The 19,158-nt window shown below is 43.2% G+C and carries 14 protein-coding genes; 5 read left to right on the forward strand and 9 right to left on the reverse strand.

Annotated features, from left to right (window positions below):
- Positions 1 to 194 precede the first annotated feature (194 nt).
- The 3 genes from HJG39_RS01825 to HJG39_RS01835 are packed head-to-tail and all read left to right on the forward strand — an operon-like array spanning position 195 to position 3,997.
- Positions 195 to 2,342, forward strand: a complete 2,148-nt coding sequence (locus HJG39_RS01825) for a TonB-dependent receptor plug domain-containing protein (protein WP_268406107.1) — start codon at positions 195 to 197, stop codon at positions 2,340 to 2,342.
- 19 nt (positions 2,343 to 2,361) lie between these two features.
- Complete coding sequence (locus HJG39_RS01830) at positions 2,362 to 3,132, forward strand: hypothetical protein (protein ID WP_268406110.1); 771 nt, start codon at positions 2,362 to 2,364, stop codon at positions 3,130 to 3,132.
- The gene (locus HJG39_RS01835) at positions 3,116 to 3,997 is read left to right on the forward strand and encodes a hypothetical protein (RefSeq protein ID WP_268406111.1); all 882 of its coding nucleotides are present in this window, start codon (positions 3,116 to 3,118) and stop codon (positions 3,995 to 3,997) included. The genes HJG39_RS01830 and HJG39_RS01835 overlap by 17 nt, the downstream gene beginning before the upstream one ends.
- A 20-nt stretch (positions 3,998 to 4,017) precedes the next feature.
- Here HJG39_RS01835 and HJG39_RS01840 read toward each other — a convergent pair whose 3' ends face one another.
- The 8 genes from HJG39_RS01840 to HJG39_RS01875 form a co-directional block, all read right to left on the reverse strand.
- Positions 4,018 to 5,811, reverse strand: coding sequence for a thiamine pyrophosphate-binding protein (locus HJG39_RS01840; protein ID WP_268406112.1), 1,794 nt, complete (start codon positions 5,809 to 5,811; stop codon positions 4,018 to 4,020).
- A 111-nt stretch (positions 5,812 to 5,922) separates the two neighbouring features.
- On the reverse strand, positions 5,923 to 8,448 hold the full coding sequence (locus tag HJG39_RS01845; RefSeq protein WP_268406115.1) for an EAL domain-containing protein: 2,526 nt from the start codon (positions 8,446 to 8,448) through the stop codon (positions 5,923 to 5,925).
- A gap of 224 nt (positions 8,449 to 8,672) precedes the next feature.
- Complete coding sequence (gene gmhB, locus HJG39_RS01850; protein ID WP_268406116.1) at positions 8,673 to 9,218, reverse strand: D-glycero-beta-D-manno-heptose 1,7-bisphosphate 7-phosphatase; 546 nt, start codon at positions 9,216 to 9,218, stop codon at positions 8,673 to 8,675.
- Between the two features lie 13 nt (positions 9,219 to 9,231).
- Complete coding sequence (locus tag HJG39_RS01855) at positions 9,232 to 9,993, reverse strand: SDR family oxidoreductase (protein ID WP_268406119.1); 762 nt, start codon at positions 9,991 to 9,993, stop codon at positions 9,232 to 9,234.
- 13 nt (positions 9,994 to 10,006) lie between these two features.
- Positions 10,007 to 10,900, reverse strand: a complete 894-nt coding sequence (gene mmsB, locus HJG39_RS01860; protein ID WP_268406122.1) for a 3-hydroxyisobutyrate dehydrogenase — start codon at positions 10,898 to 10,900, stop codon at positions 10,007 to 10,009.
- A 12-nt stretch (positions 10,901 to 10,912) separates the two neighbouring features.
- A complete protein-coding gene (locus HJG39_RS01865) occupies positions 10,913 to 12,037 on the reverse strand; it encodes an enoyl-CoA hydratase/isomerase family protein (protein ID WP_268406126.1) in 1,125 nt (374 codons plus the stop codon).
- Complete coding sequence (locus HJG39_RS01870) at positions 12,037 to 13,194, reverse strand: acyl-CoA dehydrogenase family protein (RefSeq protein WP_268406128.1); 1,158 nt, start codon at positions 13,192 to 13,194, stop codon at positions 12,037 to 12,039. The genes HJG39_RS01865 and HJG39_RS01870 overlap by 1 nt, the downstream gene beginning before the upstream one ends.
- A gap of 23 nt (positions 13,195 to 13,217) precedes the next feature.
- A complete protein-coding gene (locus HJG39_RS01875) occupies positions 13,218 to 14,708 on the reverse strand; it encodes a CoA-acylating methylmalonate-semialdehyde dehydrogenase (protein WP_268406129.1) in 1,491 nt (496 codons plus the stop codon).
- Between the two features lie 277 nt (positions 14,709 to 14,985).
- On the opposite strand from HJG39_RS01875, the gene HJG39_RS01880 reads away from it, so the two are divergent.
- The gene (locus tag HJG39_RS01880; RefSeq protein ID WP_268406131.1) at positions 14,986 to 15,537 is read left to right on the forward strand and encodes a heme NO-binding domain-containing protein; all 552 of its coding nucleotides are present in this window, start codon (positions 14,986 to 14,988) and stop codon (positions 15,535 to 15,537) included.
- Complete coding sequence (locus tag HJG39_RS01885) at positions 15,524 to 17,020, forward strand: sensor histidine kinase (protein WP_268406134.1); 1,497 nt, start codon at positions 15,524 to 15,526, stop codon at positions 17,018 to 17,020. Before HJG39_RS01880 ends, HJG39_RS01885 begins: the two co-directional genes overlap by 14 nt.
- Before the next feature lie 21 nt (positions 17,021 to 17,041).
- Here the strand turns inward: HJG39_RS01885 and HJG39_RS01890 are convergent, their stop codons facing one another.
- Positions 17,042 to 18,985, reverse strand: a complete 1,944-nt coding sequence (locus HJG39_RS01890) for a methyl-accepting chemotaxis protein (protein ID WP_268406138.1) — start codon at positions 18,983 to 18,985, stop codon at positions 17,042 to 17,044.
- Between the last annotated feature and the right edge of the window lie 173 nt (positions 18,986 to 19,158).

Raw genomic sequence — 19,158 nt, forward strand, 5'->3', positions numbered from 1 at the left:
ATTTTTAAATAAGTCGCATATTTTAAGTAAATTAAGCTTAAGTTCTGATAATTAGAATAAAAGAACTTGAGTAAAATCAGCAAAAGATTAGACTAAAAAGCTAATCTATTTGCTGCATTATTGAGCAGTATAAAAAAGAAGGGTTGAAGGCCCCATACGCTGCGTGTTGAATGGTGAAGCCAAAGGGAAACACTATGAAAAAAAACAGACTCGTATACAGCGTGCTCGCTGCACTGAATTGTATGCCCTATACAATTCATGCTGAGAATTTAAGTCTGGATTATCAAGGTAATCTGGAAGACGAATTCATGGATTATTATGGTGGCGAAGAATTTGTTAGTATCGCAACTGGCTCACAAAAATCGGTCGCCAAAGCGCCAGCTGTCGCATCCGTAATTACCGCTGATCAAATTACCAAAATCGGTGCCACGAATTTAGATGAAATTCTTGAGTTAGTTCCCGGCCTACACGTTTCACCCTCGACGGTTAGTCGCTTAGACCCTGTTTATTCAATTAGAAGTTTACAAACTGGGTTTAACCCTCAAGTATTGGTTTTGCTCAATGGCACTGAATTTAAAAACAGCTTTTCTGGCGGGCTTCCCTTTACTTTCCGTCTTCCCGCACAAAATATTGAACGCGTTGAAGTTATCCGAGGCCCCGGTTCAGCTCTTTACGGCGCAGATGCATTCTCGGGTGTTATTAATATTGTCACCAAAGATATACCAAATGACTCCCTTACGCTTGGCGCGAGAGTCGGTTCTTTCGAATCAAGGGACTTCTGGCTGCAATTTGGCACACAATGGAATGACATCGAGTTCGACGTTTCCATAGAATCACAAAACTCCGATGGAGACCCAGATCGTATCGTAACAAGCGATCTCCAATCGACTATCGACAGTATTGTCGGCACAAATGCTTCCCTTGCACCCGGCCCCCTGCAAACAAACTACGACATTCTTGATATTCACGCTTCTGCAAAATGGCGAGACTTTAAATTAGAACATTGGATTTGGGAGCAAAATGATGGCGGCTTAGGCCCAGGCGGGGCTCAGGTACTAGACTTTACAGGGACCCAAAATGTCAATCTGTATCGTACTAAGCTAACCCATAAAACCAAGTTATCAAATAATGTGTTCTTAAGCTCGGACGTTTCATATCTTTCAGTCGACAGCGTCACTTTCTTCACTTTATTCCCAGAAAACGCGCTGCTTCCCATTGATAGTAACGGGAACCTCAGCTTTGCCAATCCAGTCAATACGGTGTTATTTACCGATGGCTATCTAGGTAGCCCTCACAGTGATCACAAAGATACACGTATGGGTTTTTCTATCGATTACGATGGCATCCTGAACCATGAATTAAAATTTGGTTTCGGTTGGTTTAAACAGGAACTGGATACCAGCGAATTTAAAAATTTCGGTCCGGGTATCATGGATGGAACTGAGACAGTTGTTGGCCCAGAATTGACCGACATCAGTAACACGCCATATGTTTATGTACCTGATTCAGAAAGAACAAACCGACACCTTGTGGTTCAAGATGTCTGGCAGATTAGTAATGACTGGGAAGTGACCCTTGGCCTACGCTATGACGACTTTTCAGATTTTGGTAGCACCACAAATCCTAGGATGGCTGTGGTATGGGCTGCGGATCACGATCTAACCGTTAAAGCGCTTTATGGAAGCGCCTTTAGAGCGCCATCATTTAACGATCAATTTTTACAGAACAATCCGTCTGCTGTCGGTAATCCAAACCTTGTTCCTGAAGAAGTCGACACCTTCGAATTGGGTTTTAATTACCAAATTAACTTCAATACAAAATTGGCGCTTAACTTTTATTCATTTGAAGCTGACAAGTTAATTACCCGTGTTCCCACTCCAAATTCCAGCTTACTGCTAACTCAAAATGGCTCGACCTTAGATGGTAAAGGGGTAGAGCTTGAATTAAATTGGTCTTACGAAAAATTCAATGTAGATTTTAATTTCTCACATCAGGACACCAAAGACCCAAACAGCGACGACCAAATCCCCTTTGTTGCCACCAATATGGCTTACCTTGGCGCTTTCTTTGATGTGTCGGAGAAATTATCTGTCGGTATCACCAGCCATTGGATTTCAGGCCGTGAGCGAGCGAGTGATGATAACAGAGATGAAAGTGATGATTACTTTCTATCCAACCTTTCTGTTAACTACATGATCAATAATCAGTTTAAAGCGAAAGTTATCGTTAAAAACCTATTAAATGACGATATTTATGAGCCAAGCAGCGGTACAATAGAAGACGACTTTAGAATGCCAACGCGCAGCCTTTGGTTAGAAGTTGAATCTAAATTTACCTTTTAAGTATGTTAATTAATGCTGTATGACAAAAGATAATTTATCTGGAAAAGTAACCACACAAATATGCTTAGAGATACCAGACAAAACCAACCCATTCATTTGCGCTGAACAATTTTTAGCGGGCTATAACACCCTCTCTTTAGCGACATCGTCGACTTTTGTTGATGTTTTATTGTTGCTCTTTAACTTGGAGCTTCCATCAGAAGCTGATCGTCACTTATTGGAAACGCTAATGATCGGGTTAATCAACCCGGGCCCTCGACACCCTGCGACAAAAGCAGCAATGGCTTCTGGGCTTAGTAAAACCAATGCCGAACATATTCTTCCCATTGCAGCATCCACTATCGGTGGAGAAAGAGGGGGAGCAAAAGAAGTGTTTTATGCTCACCACTTTATCAAAAATCATCTTGATGAAGATGTGCAAAATTTAGTCTGCACCCGTCTTCATGATTCTGCTGAGCGATTTGCGCCGGGGTTTGGTACACATTATGGAAACCGCGACTCTTACATTGAATCACTTAGCTTGACCATTCAAAAACATTGTAAAACAGGCAAGCATTTTGATTGGGTTATGGCGCTAACCTCGTGCTTACATGAACAGAATTCAGGTTTGCTGGATGTAGGATTGGCGGCTGCAATATTTTGTGACCTCGGGATAAAAGACAGAGAAAGCATAGGTTTATATCAATTTATTCGTTTGCCCGGAATGCTAGCCCATGGCCTTGAACAAACCCGTCGCCCGGTATCTGACGTTCCCCTTTTAGAAGATGAAAACTATGTCTACACTCCATAATACTGAGTCCCAAACGCCGCCAAGAGACGAGTTTGAATCCAGCGCTAAAGATGAGCAATGGCAACACTATCGAGGTCGAATAGAGTCAAAAACCGGAAAATGGATAGGCGGGGACGATGTCAATATCCGAGGCTATTCCCTCTTTAATGATTTATTCGCCAAAACATCCTATATGCAAATTCTGGTGCTCAATGCAACAGGCAGGTTAATCTCTAAGGAATTAGCTTGCTGGCTAGAAAACAATTTCATGTGTATGAGTTACCCAGATTCTCGTATTTGGTGTAACCAAGTTGGCGCGCTACACGGCTCAATGAGAACTACCCCAACGGCTGCAACAGCGTCGGGAAGCTTAGCTGCGGATTCTCGTATTTATGGCGGTAGCCAAACCTCTCAAAGTGCAATGCGCTACCTTGCACACGCTTTTCAACGATACCAATCAGGCACATCTATCGAAACACTGATAAACGATGCCCCAGTTCGGAATGGTAGACCTGCTATCATCGGTTTTGCTAGGCCAGTATTCCGTAACGATGAGCGAATTCAACCGCATCGAGAAATGTCTGAAACGCTTGGTTTTGAAGAAGGCGAATACATGCAGTTTGCCAATGCTTTATCACACTACTTAGAAACCCATTACTCTATGGGAATTAACATTGGCGGTTACACGGCAGCATTTATGCTGGATCAGGGATTTAGCCCGAAGGAAGTCTATACCATTAAAAATATGTGTGTTGCCAGCGGTGTAACGGCCTGCTACACCGACTTCTTTGAAAAAGCTGAGCACAGCCACCTACCACAATATTGCACTGATGTGCGCTACACAGGCCCTTCTCCAAGGCCCGTACCAACAAAAAACCGGAGTTAATATAAGCTCCGGTTTTCCCGTTATCCTCCAGGCGTCGCTGGCATAGCGGCCATTTCACCATTTACCGCCAGTCCTTTGACCCTATCTCCCATCGGAGGAACTTCTTCTTTATCAATTCGTACATCAATCAGCGTAGGCGCAGTCTTAGTAAACAGACGATCAAAATCCACATTTTCAAGCTCGGCATTAGATGTCACAACAATCCCTTCAATCCCCATTGCTTCCGCCATTTTAGAAAAATCGACCTCACCCAATTCAAAGCCAATTTGCTCAGCACGACCTAATCGCTGCCCATGCATGACCATGCCTAACACACTGTCATTCAGTACCATAAATACAACAGGTAACTTCAACTGCTTAGCCACTGTGATTTCCTGTGCGCTCATCAAATAACTGCCATCACCGGTAATACAAACGTGCGGCGCAATCCCTGAACTTCCCGCAGCAGAGCCTACTGTTGCCCCCACAGCCCAAGCCATGGCGCCTAATCCCATTGCTAAGTGGTATTGTCCATCATGTTCTGGTCGCTGAAAATATTGAATTGACCAAGACCAAGCGTTGCCTGCATCAACAAATACACGAGTATTCTTGGGTAAAGCGCGACTTAAGAAAGTAAACAACCACTGTGGTTTTACTGGGCTTGACGTTTCAAAACATTTTGCTTCTTCAATCAGCGACGTACAACAACCGTTAATATTACGCGGCCGAGCATTTTTACTACGCTTCGTATTCCACAATTTGCGAACTGTTAGCAATCTATCGTTAATGATCTGGAAGATTGAGGGTAAATGCCCACACACATGCAATTTTGCCATATGGGAGCGAGAGAAGTGCTCTACTTTGGAATCAATATGCACCAACTTATCATTGAGTAATTTTTGGTTCCAACCTGATGTACCTAACTCGCCGAGTGCTGCACCAATAGCAACAACCAACTCAATATCTTGATTATCGGCTAACAATTCATTGGCGCTATCATGACCCGAAAAGCCATACACACCTCGATACAAAGGATGCGTTTCGTCGACCCAGCGTTTACCCATGGGCCCGGTAATAATAGGAGCATTTAGTAATTCTGCAAATTGCATTATGCCCTCTGAAGCCCCTTTGCAACCGTCCCCCAAAAACAACACAACGTTGTCGACTTGCTTAAGAGCCATGACTAATTTTTCAATCGCGCCGTGATCTGTCAGGTTAAAACGGTTGTTCAATGAACCGTAGTCAATGGTAGAAGGTTTTGTGGCTGGTGTACGTAATACGTCTGATGGCACACTGATATGCACCGGCCCAGCGGGTTCATTGCACGCCGCCATCACTGCGGAAATGAGTTTGGTTTCAAGTTGCTCATGATGACTGACTAATGTGCTGTACTTACAGCAATGTCTGAATATCGAGACAGTATCAATTGCGCTGCAAGAGGAGTCCTGCAAGGCTTTCTTACCAAATTTAGGTAGTGGTGTTTGGGCTGTGATAACCAGCATTGGAATGTTGTCCGCATAAGCAGATGCAACGCCCGTAATTAAATTGGTCGCCCCTGGACCTGTTGTCGCACAACACACCCCTATTTTATCAGTTTCTCTCGCATAACCGTCCGCCATAAACGCTGCGCCGGCCTCATGCCTTGCAACGACCGCTTTGGCTCCACCAAAACGTTCACTGATTGCTAATGCGTTATAGAGTGGTTCGATAGCCCCACCGGGAACACCAAACACACAATCGACCCCCATTTGATTAATGTAATCAACAATGAGATCGGCAAACGAAAATACATCCATGTCAACGTGTTCCTCCCCACCAGGACTCGCCATAGACATAAGATTACCGCCTTCAACAGTTTTTATTTTTTATCGGTGCAGTAATTTACACAAAGTAGAGCAAATTGAACAGCAGGCACGAGATTTTACTGGATTATTCCTAATTTACTACTAAAATAGGAGACTTTCGTCTTCGACAATACCACGGTCAGTATACTTACCCTCTATCATTTTTATGTCCAGAGGTTTGCTAATAAAATAGCCTTGAAGGTAGTCGACTCCCATCTCTTTTAGCGCTTGCAACAATTCCACATTTTCAACAAATTCTGCAACCGTCGTTTTATTCAATGCTTTGGCAACGCCAACTATTGATTTCACCACAGCATAGTCAATTGGATTATCCAGCATATCCTTAACAAATGAGCCGTCTATTTTCACAGAGTTGGCTGGTAGCTGCTTCAAATAATTAAAGGTACTGAATCCCGTCCCAAAATCATCTATGGAAAACTCACAACCAAGCTCCATGAGTTGAATGATCATATCGCGCGTCGCCACTAAGTTGGTCAAACTAGCACTTTCAGTGACTTCAAATATGATTTGCTCAGGACGAACATGATAACGAGATAACTTTTCTTTGATTAAAGGTAACAAGCGTTGATCGCTAAAAGCTTGAGCTGAAAGGTTAATCGCTACTTTCGTTAAAACGGTGTGTTTATGCATCATATAGATGGCTTTCGATATAACCTGATGATCCAATAGGGTCATATCTTCCGCTCTTTCCAGTGCGGGAATGAATTCTCCTGGCATGATAAGTTTATCGTCAACGTCTAAACGTACCAGCGCCTCGTAATAGTGTACGGAACGATTCTCAGCATCAATAACAGGCTGGAAATGCAATACCAGCTGATCATTGATAATCGCTTCTTGCATTGCGCGAACCCAATGTACGGCCACTTGAAAGTCTTCACTGTCTCTGTCTTCTTTTTGAAACAAATGAACTAGGTCTCGTCCCCGACGCTTAGCCACGTACAAGGCAATATCAGCTTGTTGCAGATATACGGCGGGATCAGCAAACTCACCTTTAATTTCCGTCACACCAATACTGCAACTAATCTTATAAACACGATCATCAAATTTAAAGTGTCCACTTTTCAGGCTATTGCATATCTCTTGTGCGAAATCAGTTGCCTCAAGGCAATCGGTATTAGGCAGCAGTAACGCAAATTCATCGCCACCAACACGACATAAAATATCCGTTTCACGCTTTTTACGCTTCAACGAAAATGCGACTTCTTTAAGGATCATATCGCCTTGGTAATGCCCTTGGGTATCGTTTATAACTTTGAAGTGATCTAAATCAAGATAGAGTAAGGAGTGAACCTGCCCTTCCTTTTTAGCGCTCTCTGTTAACTCTGTTAATTGAGAATCGAAATAATGACGATTAAATAGGTCGGTTAGCGTATCGTGGGAAGCAAGGTGATTTAGCCTAATCTGTGCCAACTTACGCTCATCAATGTTGTCCAGGGTTGCTGTTACACCAATAATGGTGCCTTCTTTTTCCAGCACATTAAATTGCGCTTCAACCCATAGCGATTGACCACTTTTGCAACGAATTTGAAACTCAACTTTTCGATACTGAATCACGCCCGAAATAATACTAATCAAAATATGCTTAATGGATGGATGTTCGCTTTCAATATTCAGAACTGGACGTTCAAAAGACCACAAGCTCCGGCCTATCGTATCTCCATAGCTAAATTCAGTAAGGGTTTTCCATGCTTCATTAACGAATCGAATTTGCCCATCTAAATCCAACTCCATCACTACGGTAGAAAGATGATCTAAAAGCCGCTGATGTTCTTCAAGTAAATGCTGATACTGTTCCTTACTACGCTTGATAGCCAATACTTTTTCTTCAAACTGGGCATTGCTAATCAGGTAGCTTTCTCTGTGAGCTGCAATACTCATCACTTTTCTTAATTGCTCAGCTTTAAAAGGTTTTTGAATAAAATCTACTGCGCCCGCTATCATCAATTCTTCAGCTAAATCGCTACCGCCATGCGCCGTCATAATCACAACAGCCTGACGTGGAGAGAGTTTCATAATGTGCTCGAGCACTTCACCCCCACTCATCTCCGGTAATTGTACGTCTAGCAAAACGATATCAAATTTCCCCGGACGATAAGTATTCACCGCCGTTAGCCCGGTATGAACGGTTTCAACTTCGTAATTCGGTTTGAGGATTCGGCTTGCCAATTCAGCAATATGTAAATCGTCTTCAACGATTAAAACGGAGAGGTCAGATGTGACCGACACATGATCCTGACTAAAGTGACTAAGTAAGTCCGGTAGCAGGTAAAGCTGCTCATCACCGACAACCTTATTAATAGCAAACGCACTTGCTGTAGACTCTGCAATATGTTCGCAATAAGTTGAGGTTAGCAGGAAAAAAGGAGTGTGGCTCGGGCAAGCAAACAGATTCGCTCGCACCATTCGGGCAAGTCGCCAACCATCGAGATTGCCAATATCAATATCGGAAAGAATAGCGCTGTAGCTAAATTGCTTTAACTTTTTAACTGCGTCATTACTATTCGTTATCCATTCAATTTCAGAACACACAGGTTCCAAAATATGCATGATTTCTTGAGATTTGACCTTATCGTTGGTCACTAATAAAACTGAGAGCTTACGTGCCATCCGCTACCTACAACAAATATTCATCTTTGCGCTATGGTCCGTTGAGCAACGTTGTTCAACATACCCGAAAAATACATAGACAAGGAATTTAACTCTTTCTCCGAGGACAAACAACTTACCAACACAATAAATTGCAAATTCATTGATTTAAATCGTGTTTTTATGTCAGGCATTTCATGAGCTTATTACGGTGAGTGCTGGCAAAACTCAAAGCTTATGAAAAATCAGTGGAAGCCTAGTGTAACGTCAGATAGACGCGGAAATGTCCGATAACCCTGAGTTAACGTTGGTGATAATACTCGCTCATTTACAAGGATACACTCTTTGCAGCCGGCTTTTTCGCCCGCTTGCATATCGGTGAGGTTATCACCAATCATTATGGATGCGGAAAGATCTAAATCGAGTTCCCGAGCGGCTCTTAACAACATTCCCGGGTTAGGTTTACGACAATCGCAATCTTTCAGGTACTTACCATGACCCGCGGTAGGGTGATGTGGACAGAAATAAACCCGCTCAATTTCAATGCCATGCTTATCAAACTGACCAATCATCCAATTCGTTAGCTTAAAGAAATCGTCTTCACTGTAGAAGCCGCGGGCTATTCCAGATTGATTGGTTACAACAACGATCTGATAGCCTTGGAAGATAAAGCGCTTACATGCCTGAAAGACACCATCGATAAATTCAAAATCTTCAATTTTTGAGGTGTAACCTGTATCGTGGTTAATCACCCCATCTCTATCTAAAAAAACAGCCTTGTTTTGCGCCATATTCTCTTAATATCTAAACCCTCACACCACCATCTAACTCAAGTGTACGACCTGTGAAGTAATCGTTTTCAAAAATATATTTTGCTGCATGTCCTAACTCTTCTGGTTGAGCTAAGCGACGCAATGGAACGGTTGACAAAAACTTCTCAAGCATTTCAGGTCGCATTTGTGCAACCATCGCCGTGTCGACCAAACCTGGTGCAATGCACGCAGCCCTGATACCGAAGCGTGCCAATTCACGTCCCCAACTCACCGTCATTGTTGCCACTGCTGACTTGGATGCGGAGTAATTCGTTTGCCCCATATTGCCTGCTCGCGATACCGACGAAATATTGATAATAACGCCTTTGCTACCGGTATCAACCATGCGTGCAGCCGCTTCTCGTCCACAAAGGAAAGTCCCCGTCACGTTTACATCTAATACAGACTGGAATTGCTGTTTAGACATTTTATCGACGACTTTGCCTTCTTTGACTTTCAGCAGCATACCATCACGCATAATCCCCGCACAATTAATCAAGCCATTTAACTTGCCATAGTGTGAAATAATGGCGTCGAATGCGGCTTCAACAGCGCTTTCGTCAGTAACATTCAATGCAAAGCCCTGTGCGTCGACACCTTTTTCAGACAATGTCGCCGCAGCAGCTTTAACAGCGTCTTCTTGCATATCTAATAATGCGATATTCGCGCCCGAAGCTGCTAGGCTTTCTGCCATTGCAAAACCTAAGCCCTGAGCCCCACCAGTAATTGCGATAACACTATTTTTTAATTCCATCGATAACCTCTAATTACTTCTGCTCGGATTGTAATAACTTGAAGATGCTAGAAAAGTCTTTCTTGCCTGCGCCTTGATTACTCAGCAAGGTGTACAGACTATTCGCCAACGTTCCCATAGGCGTTACACTACCGCTATCTACTGCTGTTTGTTGCGCTAACCCTAAGTCTTTACGCATCAAATCAACCATAAATCCACCTTGATAATCATTAGAAGATGGCACATTTTCCATCACATCTGGACATGGGTTATACAGTTCAAGCGTCCAGTTTCTACCCGAGCTTTGCTTCATAATTTCAGACAATACTTTAGGGTCTAAACCGTTGTTTATTCCCATATTTAACGCTTCCGAGGTGCCTACCATTAAAATAGACAAAAGCATGTTATTGCAGATTTTTGCAACCTGACCGGCTCCCGTATCACCCGCATGGAAGATGTGTTTTCCCATTGCTTCTAAAACAGGCTTAGCTTGCTCAAAGTAAGCTTGGCTGCCACCAACAATAAACGTTAACGTGCCAGCCACTGCGCCACCAACGCCGCCAGAAACAGGAGCATCAACAAAGTGAATACCTTTTTCACCAAGCGCTTTACCCACTTCGATGGCACTTGCTGCATCGATGGTGCTTGAGTCAATGACCAATTTTCCTGCATCAAGCAAATTGATAAGGCCATCTTCTCCCAAATACAAACTCTTAACGTGTTTACCCGCAGGCAACATGCTAACAACAACATCTGCGCCAGTGGCGGCGTCTTGCGCACTCGACGCTGCATAAGCACCGGCCTCAGAAATGTCATCTAAAGCCGATTGAACCAAATCAAAAGCACGAACTTGATACCCGTTTTTGACCAAGTTTTTGGCCATCGGACCGCCCATGTTTCCTAATCCAATAAAGGCAATTGTTTTCATGTGTTCTCCAACTTAAGACTTTGCCAACAATGGATGTTCTCCATCCCATTGCGGTTCAAAAAACGATTCGACCAAGGCTGATGGCACATCATCTGGCGAGGCATACTGCCACTTGGGTTGCATGTCTTTATCAATTAACAATGCACGAACGCCTTCTTGGAACTCACCCAATGTTGTACTTCTATACGCCATTGCCAATTCCATTTGAAAGCACTGCGCTAAACTTAACACTGCGCCTTTTTGTAGTTGCTGATACACCAAATGCATAGTGATTGGTGAACCGGCTTTTAAATTCTTTTGTGCTTTTGCCAGCCATTTATCATCCGTCGAAGGCATCTGCAAAATGTAGCTAACAGCCTGCGATAATGAAGTACACTGTGCCAATCCCTGCATCGCTTTTACGTGTAGCTTAAACTGCGCTTCTGGCATTAGATCATCGTTGGCTGCATGTTTAACTTGGCACAATTGATCCAACTGCTTGCTTGCATCGCGCGCTTTCCACTCAATATTTTTAAGCTCAGAAACGAACGAGTTGAGATTTTCGGCACTATTAAAATAGTCAGCCAGACCCAGCTCAATGGCATCTGATGCGTTAATCATTGCGCCAGTTAAACCACAAAACAGGCCACAGCCTTTTGGCATTCTATTGAGGAAATAGCTGCCGCCGACATCAGGAAACAAACCAATGGTAATTTCCGGCATCGCTAAACGCGACGTTTCCGTAACGATACGGTGGCTCGCGCCCATCAACAGGCCCATGCCTCCTCCCATGACAATACCACTTCCCCAAACAATGAAAGGTTTTGGGTATTCATGAATGAAGTTATCTAACTTGTATTCTTCACGGAAAAAGGTGGCTGCCATGTCGGGCACACTGCTTGGGTCTTCGTTGTCTTTCATTGCGTTATACAAAGAAACAACATCACCACCAGCGCAAAATGCTTTTTCGCCAGCACCTTTAAGCAAAACAGCGGAAATATGATCTTGGTTTGCCCAAAAGCGAAGCTTTTCTAGCAACAACTCAACCATAGTCAGGTTAAGAGAGTTAAGTGCTTTGGGTAAGTTTAATGTGGCAATACCTAGTTTACTGCCATCTGCACAGGCTAATTCTTCAAATAAAACAGGCGCTCCAAGCATTACAACAACTCTCCGGCATCTTCTGCAAGTACACGGCGCCCGATAATCACGCGCATAATTTCGTTAGTGCCTTCTAAAATTTGATGCACACGCACGTCACGCAAATGACGCTCTAGTGGGTACTCTTGAATGTATCCGTAGCCACCGTGAATTTGCAATGCGTCATCGCATACTTTTGTGCCAACGTCGGTTGCAAAGCGTTTAGCCATAGCGCAATAAGCAGTTTTTTCTGCATCGTTGCCATCTAACTTAGCTGCGGCTAAACGCACCATTTGACGCGCTGCGACAAGCTCAGTAGTCATATCAGCAATTTTGAATTGCAATGCTTGAAACGCCGCTAACGGCTTACCGAATTGCTGACGCTCATGCATGTAATTCTTTGCGGTATTTAATGCTTGCTGTGCCGTACCAACCGAACAGGTGGCAATGTTAATTCGACCACCGTCTAACCCTTTCATAGCAAACTTAAAGCCTTCGCCTTCGTTACCAAGCAAGTTTTCAACGGGTACACGCACATCTTCAAAGGTGACGAGGCGCGTAGGCTGCGCATTCCAGCCCATTTTTTCTTCGGCTTTACCGTAAATAATGCCGTCAGAGCCGGCGGGAATAGCAATAGCCGAAATGCCTTTCGGACCTTCCCCGCCAGTTCTCACCATCACTACCATTACATCGGTTTCACCCGCACCCGAGATAAACATCTTGGAGCCGTTTACCACATAATGGTCACCCTCTAACTTTGCTGTTGTACGTAAAGAGGCAGCATCAGAGCCAGAACCCGGCTCAGTTAAGCAATACGACGCTATTTTCTGCCCTGTTACCAAAGCTTCTGACCACTGCTCTTTGAAAGAGTCTGTGCCCCAGGTTGTCATCATCCACGCCGCCATATTATGAATGGTCATCATGGCGGTCGTAGCAGTACAACCCATTGCTAACTGTTCAAAAATAATTGAAGAATCCAAACGGCTTAAACCAAGTCCTCCTTGGTCTTCAGGACAATACAAACCACAAAACCCTAGTTCACCCGCTTTTTGGATTACTTCTTTTGGGAAGTAATGTTCTTTGTCCCAACGCGCTGCATTTGGGGCTAGCTCTTGGTCTGCAAATTGTTTAGCCGTTTCAGCGAAAGCTTGTTGGTCTTCAGTTAAATTGAAATCCATTGTTCTACCTCTTATTACTTCAACTAGCTCAAGTTAATTGTCATGTTAGGACCAGATGGAATGTCGTCTTCAAACCATCTTGCAGTGACTGTTTTGGTTTCAGAATAGAAACGAACAGCTTGCTTACCATAAGCATGTAAGTCACCGTAGAACGACTTTTTCCAACCTGTGAACGAGAAGAAAGGTAATGGCACAGGAATTGGCACATTAATACCCACTTGACCCACTTCCACTTCGGTTTGGAACTTACGAGCAGCCGCACCACTGCCAGTAAAGATAGAGGTACCGTTTCCGTATTCATTAGCGTTGATTAACTCAAGCGCCTCATCCAATGTATCAACGTGCATACAGCACAATACCGGACCAAAAATTTCTTCTTGGTAGATGGTCATATCTTTGGTGACACCGTCAAATAACGTTGGACCAACCCAGTTGCCTTTCTCATAACCCGGCAACTCGAAGCCAGAGCCGTCAACCAAACATTTCGCGCCTTGGTCTTTACCTGATTGAATGAAGTTAAGTACACGCTCTTTTGCTTGTGCGCTAATAAGTGGACCAAACGCGGCATTTTCATCGTCCCAAACGCCCGGTGTCACTTCTTTGAACTTAGGAATAAGCTCTTCAACCCACTCTTTTGAGCTACCCACGAATACCGCAACAGAAATAGCCATACAGCGCTGACCTGCTGCGCCAACAGATGCACCAACAAGGTTGTTAATCACTTGCGCTTTGTTTGCATCTGGCATGATGACCGTGTGGTTTTTCGCACCCGCAAAACACTGAGCACGTTTCATGTGCTTGGTTGCCGTTTGATAAATGTACTGACCCACAGGCACAGAACCAACAAATGACACCGCTTTGATATCTGGGTGTTCGAGTAAAGTATCGACTTGCTCACGGCCACCGTGAACCACGTTAAGCACACCTTTTGGAGCACCCGCTTGTTGGAACAGCTCAGCCAATTTCATTGGCGTTAATGGATCTTGCTCGGAAGGCTTAAGAACGAAAGTGTTACCTGCTGCAACCGCCATTGGGAACATCCACAATGGAATCATTGCAGGGAAATTAAATGGCGTAATACCAGTACAAACACCCAATGGTTGAACATAGCTATACGTATCAATTGAACGCGCCACGTTTTCAACGGTTTCGCCCATCATTAAAGAAGGCATGTTAATGGCTTGTTCAACCACTTCAATACCGCGCCAAACGTCGCCTTTTGCATCTGCAAACGTTTTGCCAGTTTCTTGGCTTAAAATTTTTCCGATTTCATCGATATTTTCTTTTAACAACGCTTGATAACGCATCATTAAGCGTGATCTTTCGGTAACTGGAACTTTTTTCCACGTTTCGAAAGCTTCTTTTGCAGAAGCAATCGCTTGCTGCATTTCCGCATCGGTAGCAACAGGCGTTTGCGCAATGACTTCGCTATTGACAGGATTGGTGACATCTATGAATTGAGTAGAAGACGAACGAACAAATTCGCCGTTAATTAACAAAGGTACATTTTGCATGACAGTTTCTTGATGGTTCGTTGTGAGAGGCTAACATTAACAGGTAAACACCTTTACGTTAACGTTAACGTGAAAAAACTAAAGTTAACGAAATATGGCAAGGCGTACAATATTGAATACAACTAATATATGTAGACCTTTAGCGTAATTATTTCGGCCAACATCGGCAATAACACTTTAAAGAGTACGGTTTTTACACTGATATATTTCTATCCAGCATAAAAACAAAGAATCTTGTGCTAGAAATATAGGATGTCTCTTTTTTTGAGGGCTTCCCATGAAGGGGGTCATTCTAGTCAAACTCGGGGAGTTTGTTGAATCGGTTTTTGACGATGCACTTTGGGATGAAATGTTAACGGAAGCCAATTTACCAAGCCAAGGTGCCTACACAACGGTTTCAAATTACGACGACAACGAGTTTTTTCAATTAATCGATTTAATTAAAACTAAAAAAGGACTCCCAAACGCCGATATCCAGCGCGCTTATGGTGAATGGTTATTCGAGCACTTGCTTACTCTGGCGCCGGAACATGCGCTCATTATTAAAGACACTTTCAGCTTTTTGCACAAAGCACAAAACCTCATACACGTAGAAGTCAAAAAACTTCATCCCGAGGCCATCATACCCAACTTCACCTTTATTCATCAAAGCGAGCAGGCGTTAACCATGCGCTACCAGTCACATCGTGGCCTATGTTTCTTATGTGAGGGAATCATTTCAGGGTTAGCCATTAAAACTAAAGAGCAGCTAAGCATCAGCCAAAGTCAGTGCGTCCATAAAGGTGATACCGAATGCATTATCGAGGTGCTAAAACATGATGACAAATGAAGAAATGTCAAAACGTATCGACTTACTAGAACGCAAGCTCAATAGAGAAAAGTGCGCAAGAGAAACAGCTGAAAAAGCATTGGAGGGCTACTCAAAACAAGCTTGGTTAACCAACCTCAATCTGGAAGAAGCCTTAACCAATCAAACCAAACGTACCCGAGACTTAGAATATTTAATTGCTTGTGCATCGGTGAAAGATCCGGGTATTACGCTTGAAGATTTAATACGTGAGTTCGTTGAAATTAGCTGTCAATTTACACAATGCAGCGCAGCAAGTTACAGCCTTCCCTCGCCTGAAAAGCCCGATACCAATTTTGAATATGTCTTTTTGATGAACGACAAAACTTGGCGACGAGAACCTCAAATCAATGCAGAAATTCAAGAACAGCTTGTAACGTCGGAGGGCCAATACAAAAATAAAAACTGGATGATTTGTCCCGCTGATTTTAAGCTTAGTTTTCACGATAACCCCATGAATTGGCTGTACCGATTTCACTTCAAAGTTGATAACAATTTACAAGCTTGGCTGTGTTTTTTCTCTGATCAGCCAGAAGTTGAAGAAGAAACCATTTACGTTCTAAATACCTCAGAAAGCATTTTTCTAAACAACATTCAAAAAACCTTGATCAAAGCTCGCTTAGTGCGTCGAAATGAAGAGCTTCAAGCAACGGTAAAGGAGTTACAGTTCGCACAAAATCAACTCGTGCAGTCGGAAAAAATGGTGGTACTTGGTCAACTGGCCGCAGGTGTAGCACATGAAATCAACAACCCTATGAGTTTTATCAAATCGAATTTGCAAATCCTAACCGATTACATTGATGAAATAGAGACTTGCCAAAACTACCTCACGGCTAAAGTTAATGAAGAAGGCACTATCGATAGCACGACATATTCACAAGCACTTTCCAACATCGACTATCAATTCATCATGAGCGACACTAAAGAAATCCTAACCTCCGCAGCAGAAGGCGCAAAACGTGTTTCTGAAATCATTAGAGACTTAAAAAGCTTTACTCACCGAGGTTCAGGTGATTTTACCTTAATGGATTTGGGGGATTGCTTAAACAGCGCGATAAAAATCGCCCAGAGTGGTCTAAATAAAAATTGCATCATCGAAAAGCACATTCCTGAATTATCAATGATTCATGCGAGCAATGGTCAGCTACAACAAGTTTTTATCAATTTATTTGTGAATGCAGGGGATGCAATGGCGCCCAATGGAGGCACCATTAAAGTCATCGCCGAAGAAACTCAAAATAGCATTATTATTCGCGTTTCTGATACGGGTTGTGGCATGGACGAGCTAACACGCAATAAGCTATTTACCCCTTTTTTCACCACTAAACCCGTTGGTCAAGGAACGGGACTCGGACTTTCCGTTTCCTTTGCTATTTTAGAGTCCCATGAAGCCACCATTGAAGTTGAAACCGAGCTAAATGTTGGCACCACGTTTATCGTTACATTTCCCGTTAAAAACCTTTAATACTGATAACAAAAGGATCAACTAAGCGAATTCCAACGCCTTAACTTCGGAGGATAATGACTCAGCGTCTCCACTATTATTGGTTTCCCCACTTAACTGCGTAGCCAATTGCTGCATATTAAGCGCAAGCTGAGACAACTCCCCAGCCGTTTCCGAAACATTTCCGATATTTTCCACAACTAGCTCGGTCAATTCTCGAATCGCGTTTAATTGGCTGGCGATCTCATCCACCGCTTTAGATTGCTGCTCATTCGCAGTTGCTATTTGCATACAACTATCTCGCACCGTAGCAAAGCGCGACACGATTTGGCTCATGCTAGCATCTGCTTCACCAGCCAATTCAACCCCTTGCTTCACGGTGCTCATGCCGGAACGCATACTGCCTACCGTTTCTTCGGTTTCCGTTTGTGAGCGACCAATAGTCGCACCAACATCGTTTGTCGCTTGTTGCGTTTTTGACGCTAAACTTCTCACTTCGTCAGCAACAACAGAAAAACCACGTCCGTGCTCCCCTGCTCTTGCAGCCTCTATCGCTGCATTTAATGCTAATAAGTTAGTTTGGTCGGCTATCACCTCAATCACTGAAATCACTTTGCCAATCTCCTGACTACGCGAGCCCAGCACTTCAATATTATTTGCGGAACGAGCAACGGCCTTCTCAATTTGAATCATAGATTCAATGGTTTTTTGTACGGTTTGGCTTCCTTCATGCGCAATTTCCGTAGCTTGTTCAGTTTGTTCAGCCATCTTATTAGAGTTTTCACTAACCTCTTGCAGTGAATGCGTCATTTCATCCATTGAAGAGGCAGCCGTAACCGTTGAATCTGATTGCTTTTGCGCCAACTTACTTAGCTCATTTCCCGACTGGTACACTTGGTTTGCTCGCATCGACACTTGCTCTGCTATATCGCCCAATTGCTTTACAGAAGAATAAACATTTGAACGGATCTCATCATGCATACGCCCCATCGAGTCGGTTAAGAACTTGCTTTTCTTAGCCAAAGCAACGTAATCCAGCACGATCCCAAAGCATGGAATGCCATACGCCAGCACTTTTAATGAATGCCCCACAATAAATCCATTATCAAACAAAGCCGACGAGAAAAACGCCATATAAATTTGTGCTAGCACTTGAGGAACCATACTAAGAATTAAAGTTGCGGCGAATATGCTCGGACGATTTTTATACAAAGCAGGCAATACAAAAACACCTAAAACCACATAAATGGCTAAAGGAACAATGTCGTAAGGGCGGGCGAATAGCCTGTCAGTAAACATGCTGGGAGGCAAAGAGTCGCTTGAGGCTGTCATACCAATTATGACACCAGAACTCACCAACAAAGTAATCGTTGTTCCTACCAATAAAGGCACATGCCAACGCATTTTCGGCTTTAAAATCAATAATATTAAAGCCATAAGCACCAAGGTAATTGAATTGAATAACCGAGCTTCGGCCCACGTAAAAGGAATAAGTTGTGAATTCGGTGCAGTTGACTCAATCATGCGCCCTGCTGCAAAGGTATGAAATGCATCCATAAAACCGGCACAGAGTAAAGTAACCCCCACTAAAGGAACAATTAAGTTTCTCTCTACACGATAATGAGCAAAAGATAGAATTGCTGCCAAAAAGGCAATCGTAATAGCTCCTACCTCAAGTAATGTATGCCATAGCCCACCAGCAATCCCATAAAACATATGATCAATAAGTCGAGGGATATTTTGTGCTTCGCCATTGGCAACTCCTGCGATGGATTCTGCCTGTTGAGCAAATTGAAAATGGTTTTCAACCATGGAAGAACCATGATGATAGGCTACAATAGAAAAATCTATGCCTAAAAGATTAGCTAAAACAGGGAAAAAACTAGCGAATAAAATCCCACCTATAATCGGCTTTGAAAAATTTGTTGTTCCAACTGGATTCAAATTCAAAAAGTCTACTTCTTTACGCGACTGCGTATAGTCCATACTTACCACCCGTTGTCGTTCTAATTATGAAATATTTAGCCCAGTACATTTCGGTTCAGCAATCAACGATGCAACTGCATCTAAAGCATCAGCCTTAAAAACAAAAAAGGATTTAATTTACACCTACGACAACAAACGTAAACAAGAATTAAACAACACCCCTATAAAGTCCC

It is taken from the genome of Alteromonas sp. a30, from assembly GCF_026788005.1.
In the GTDB taxonomy this organism is placed as follows: domain Bacteria; phylum Pseudomonadota; class Gammaproteobacteria; order Enterobacterales; family Alteromonadaceae; genus Paraneptunicella.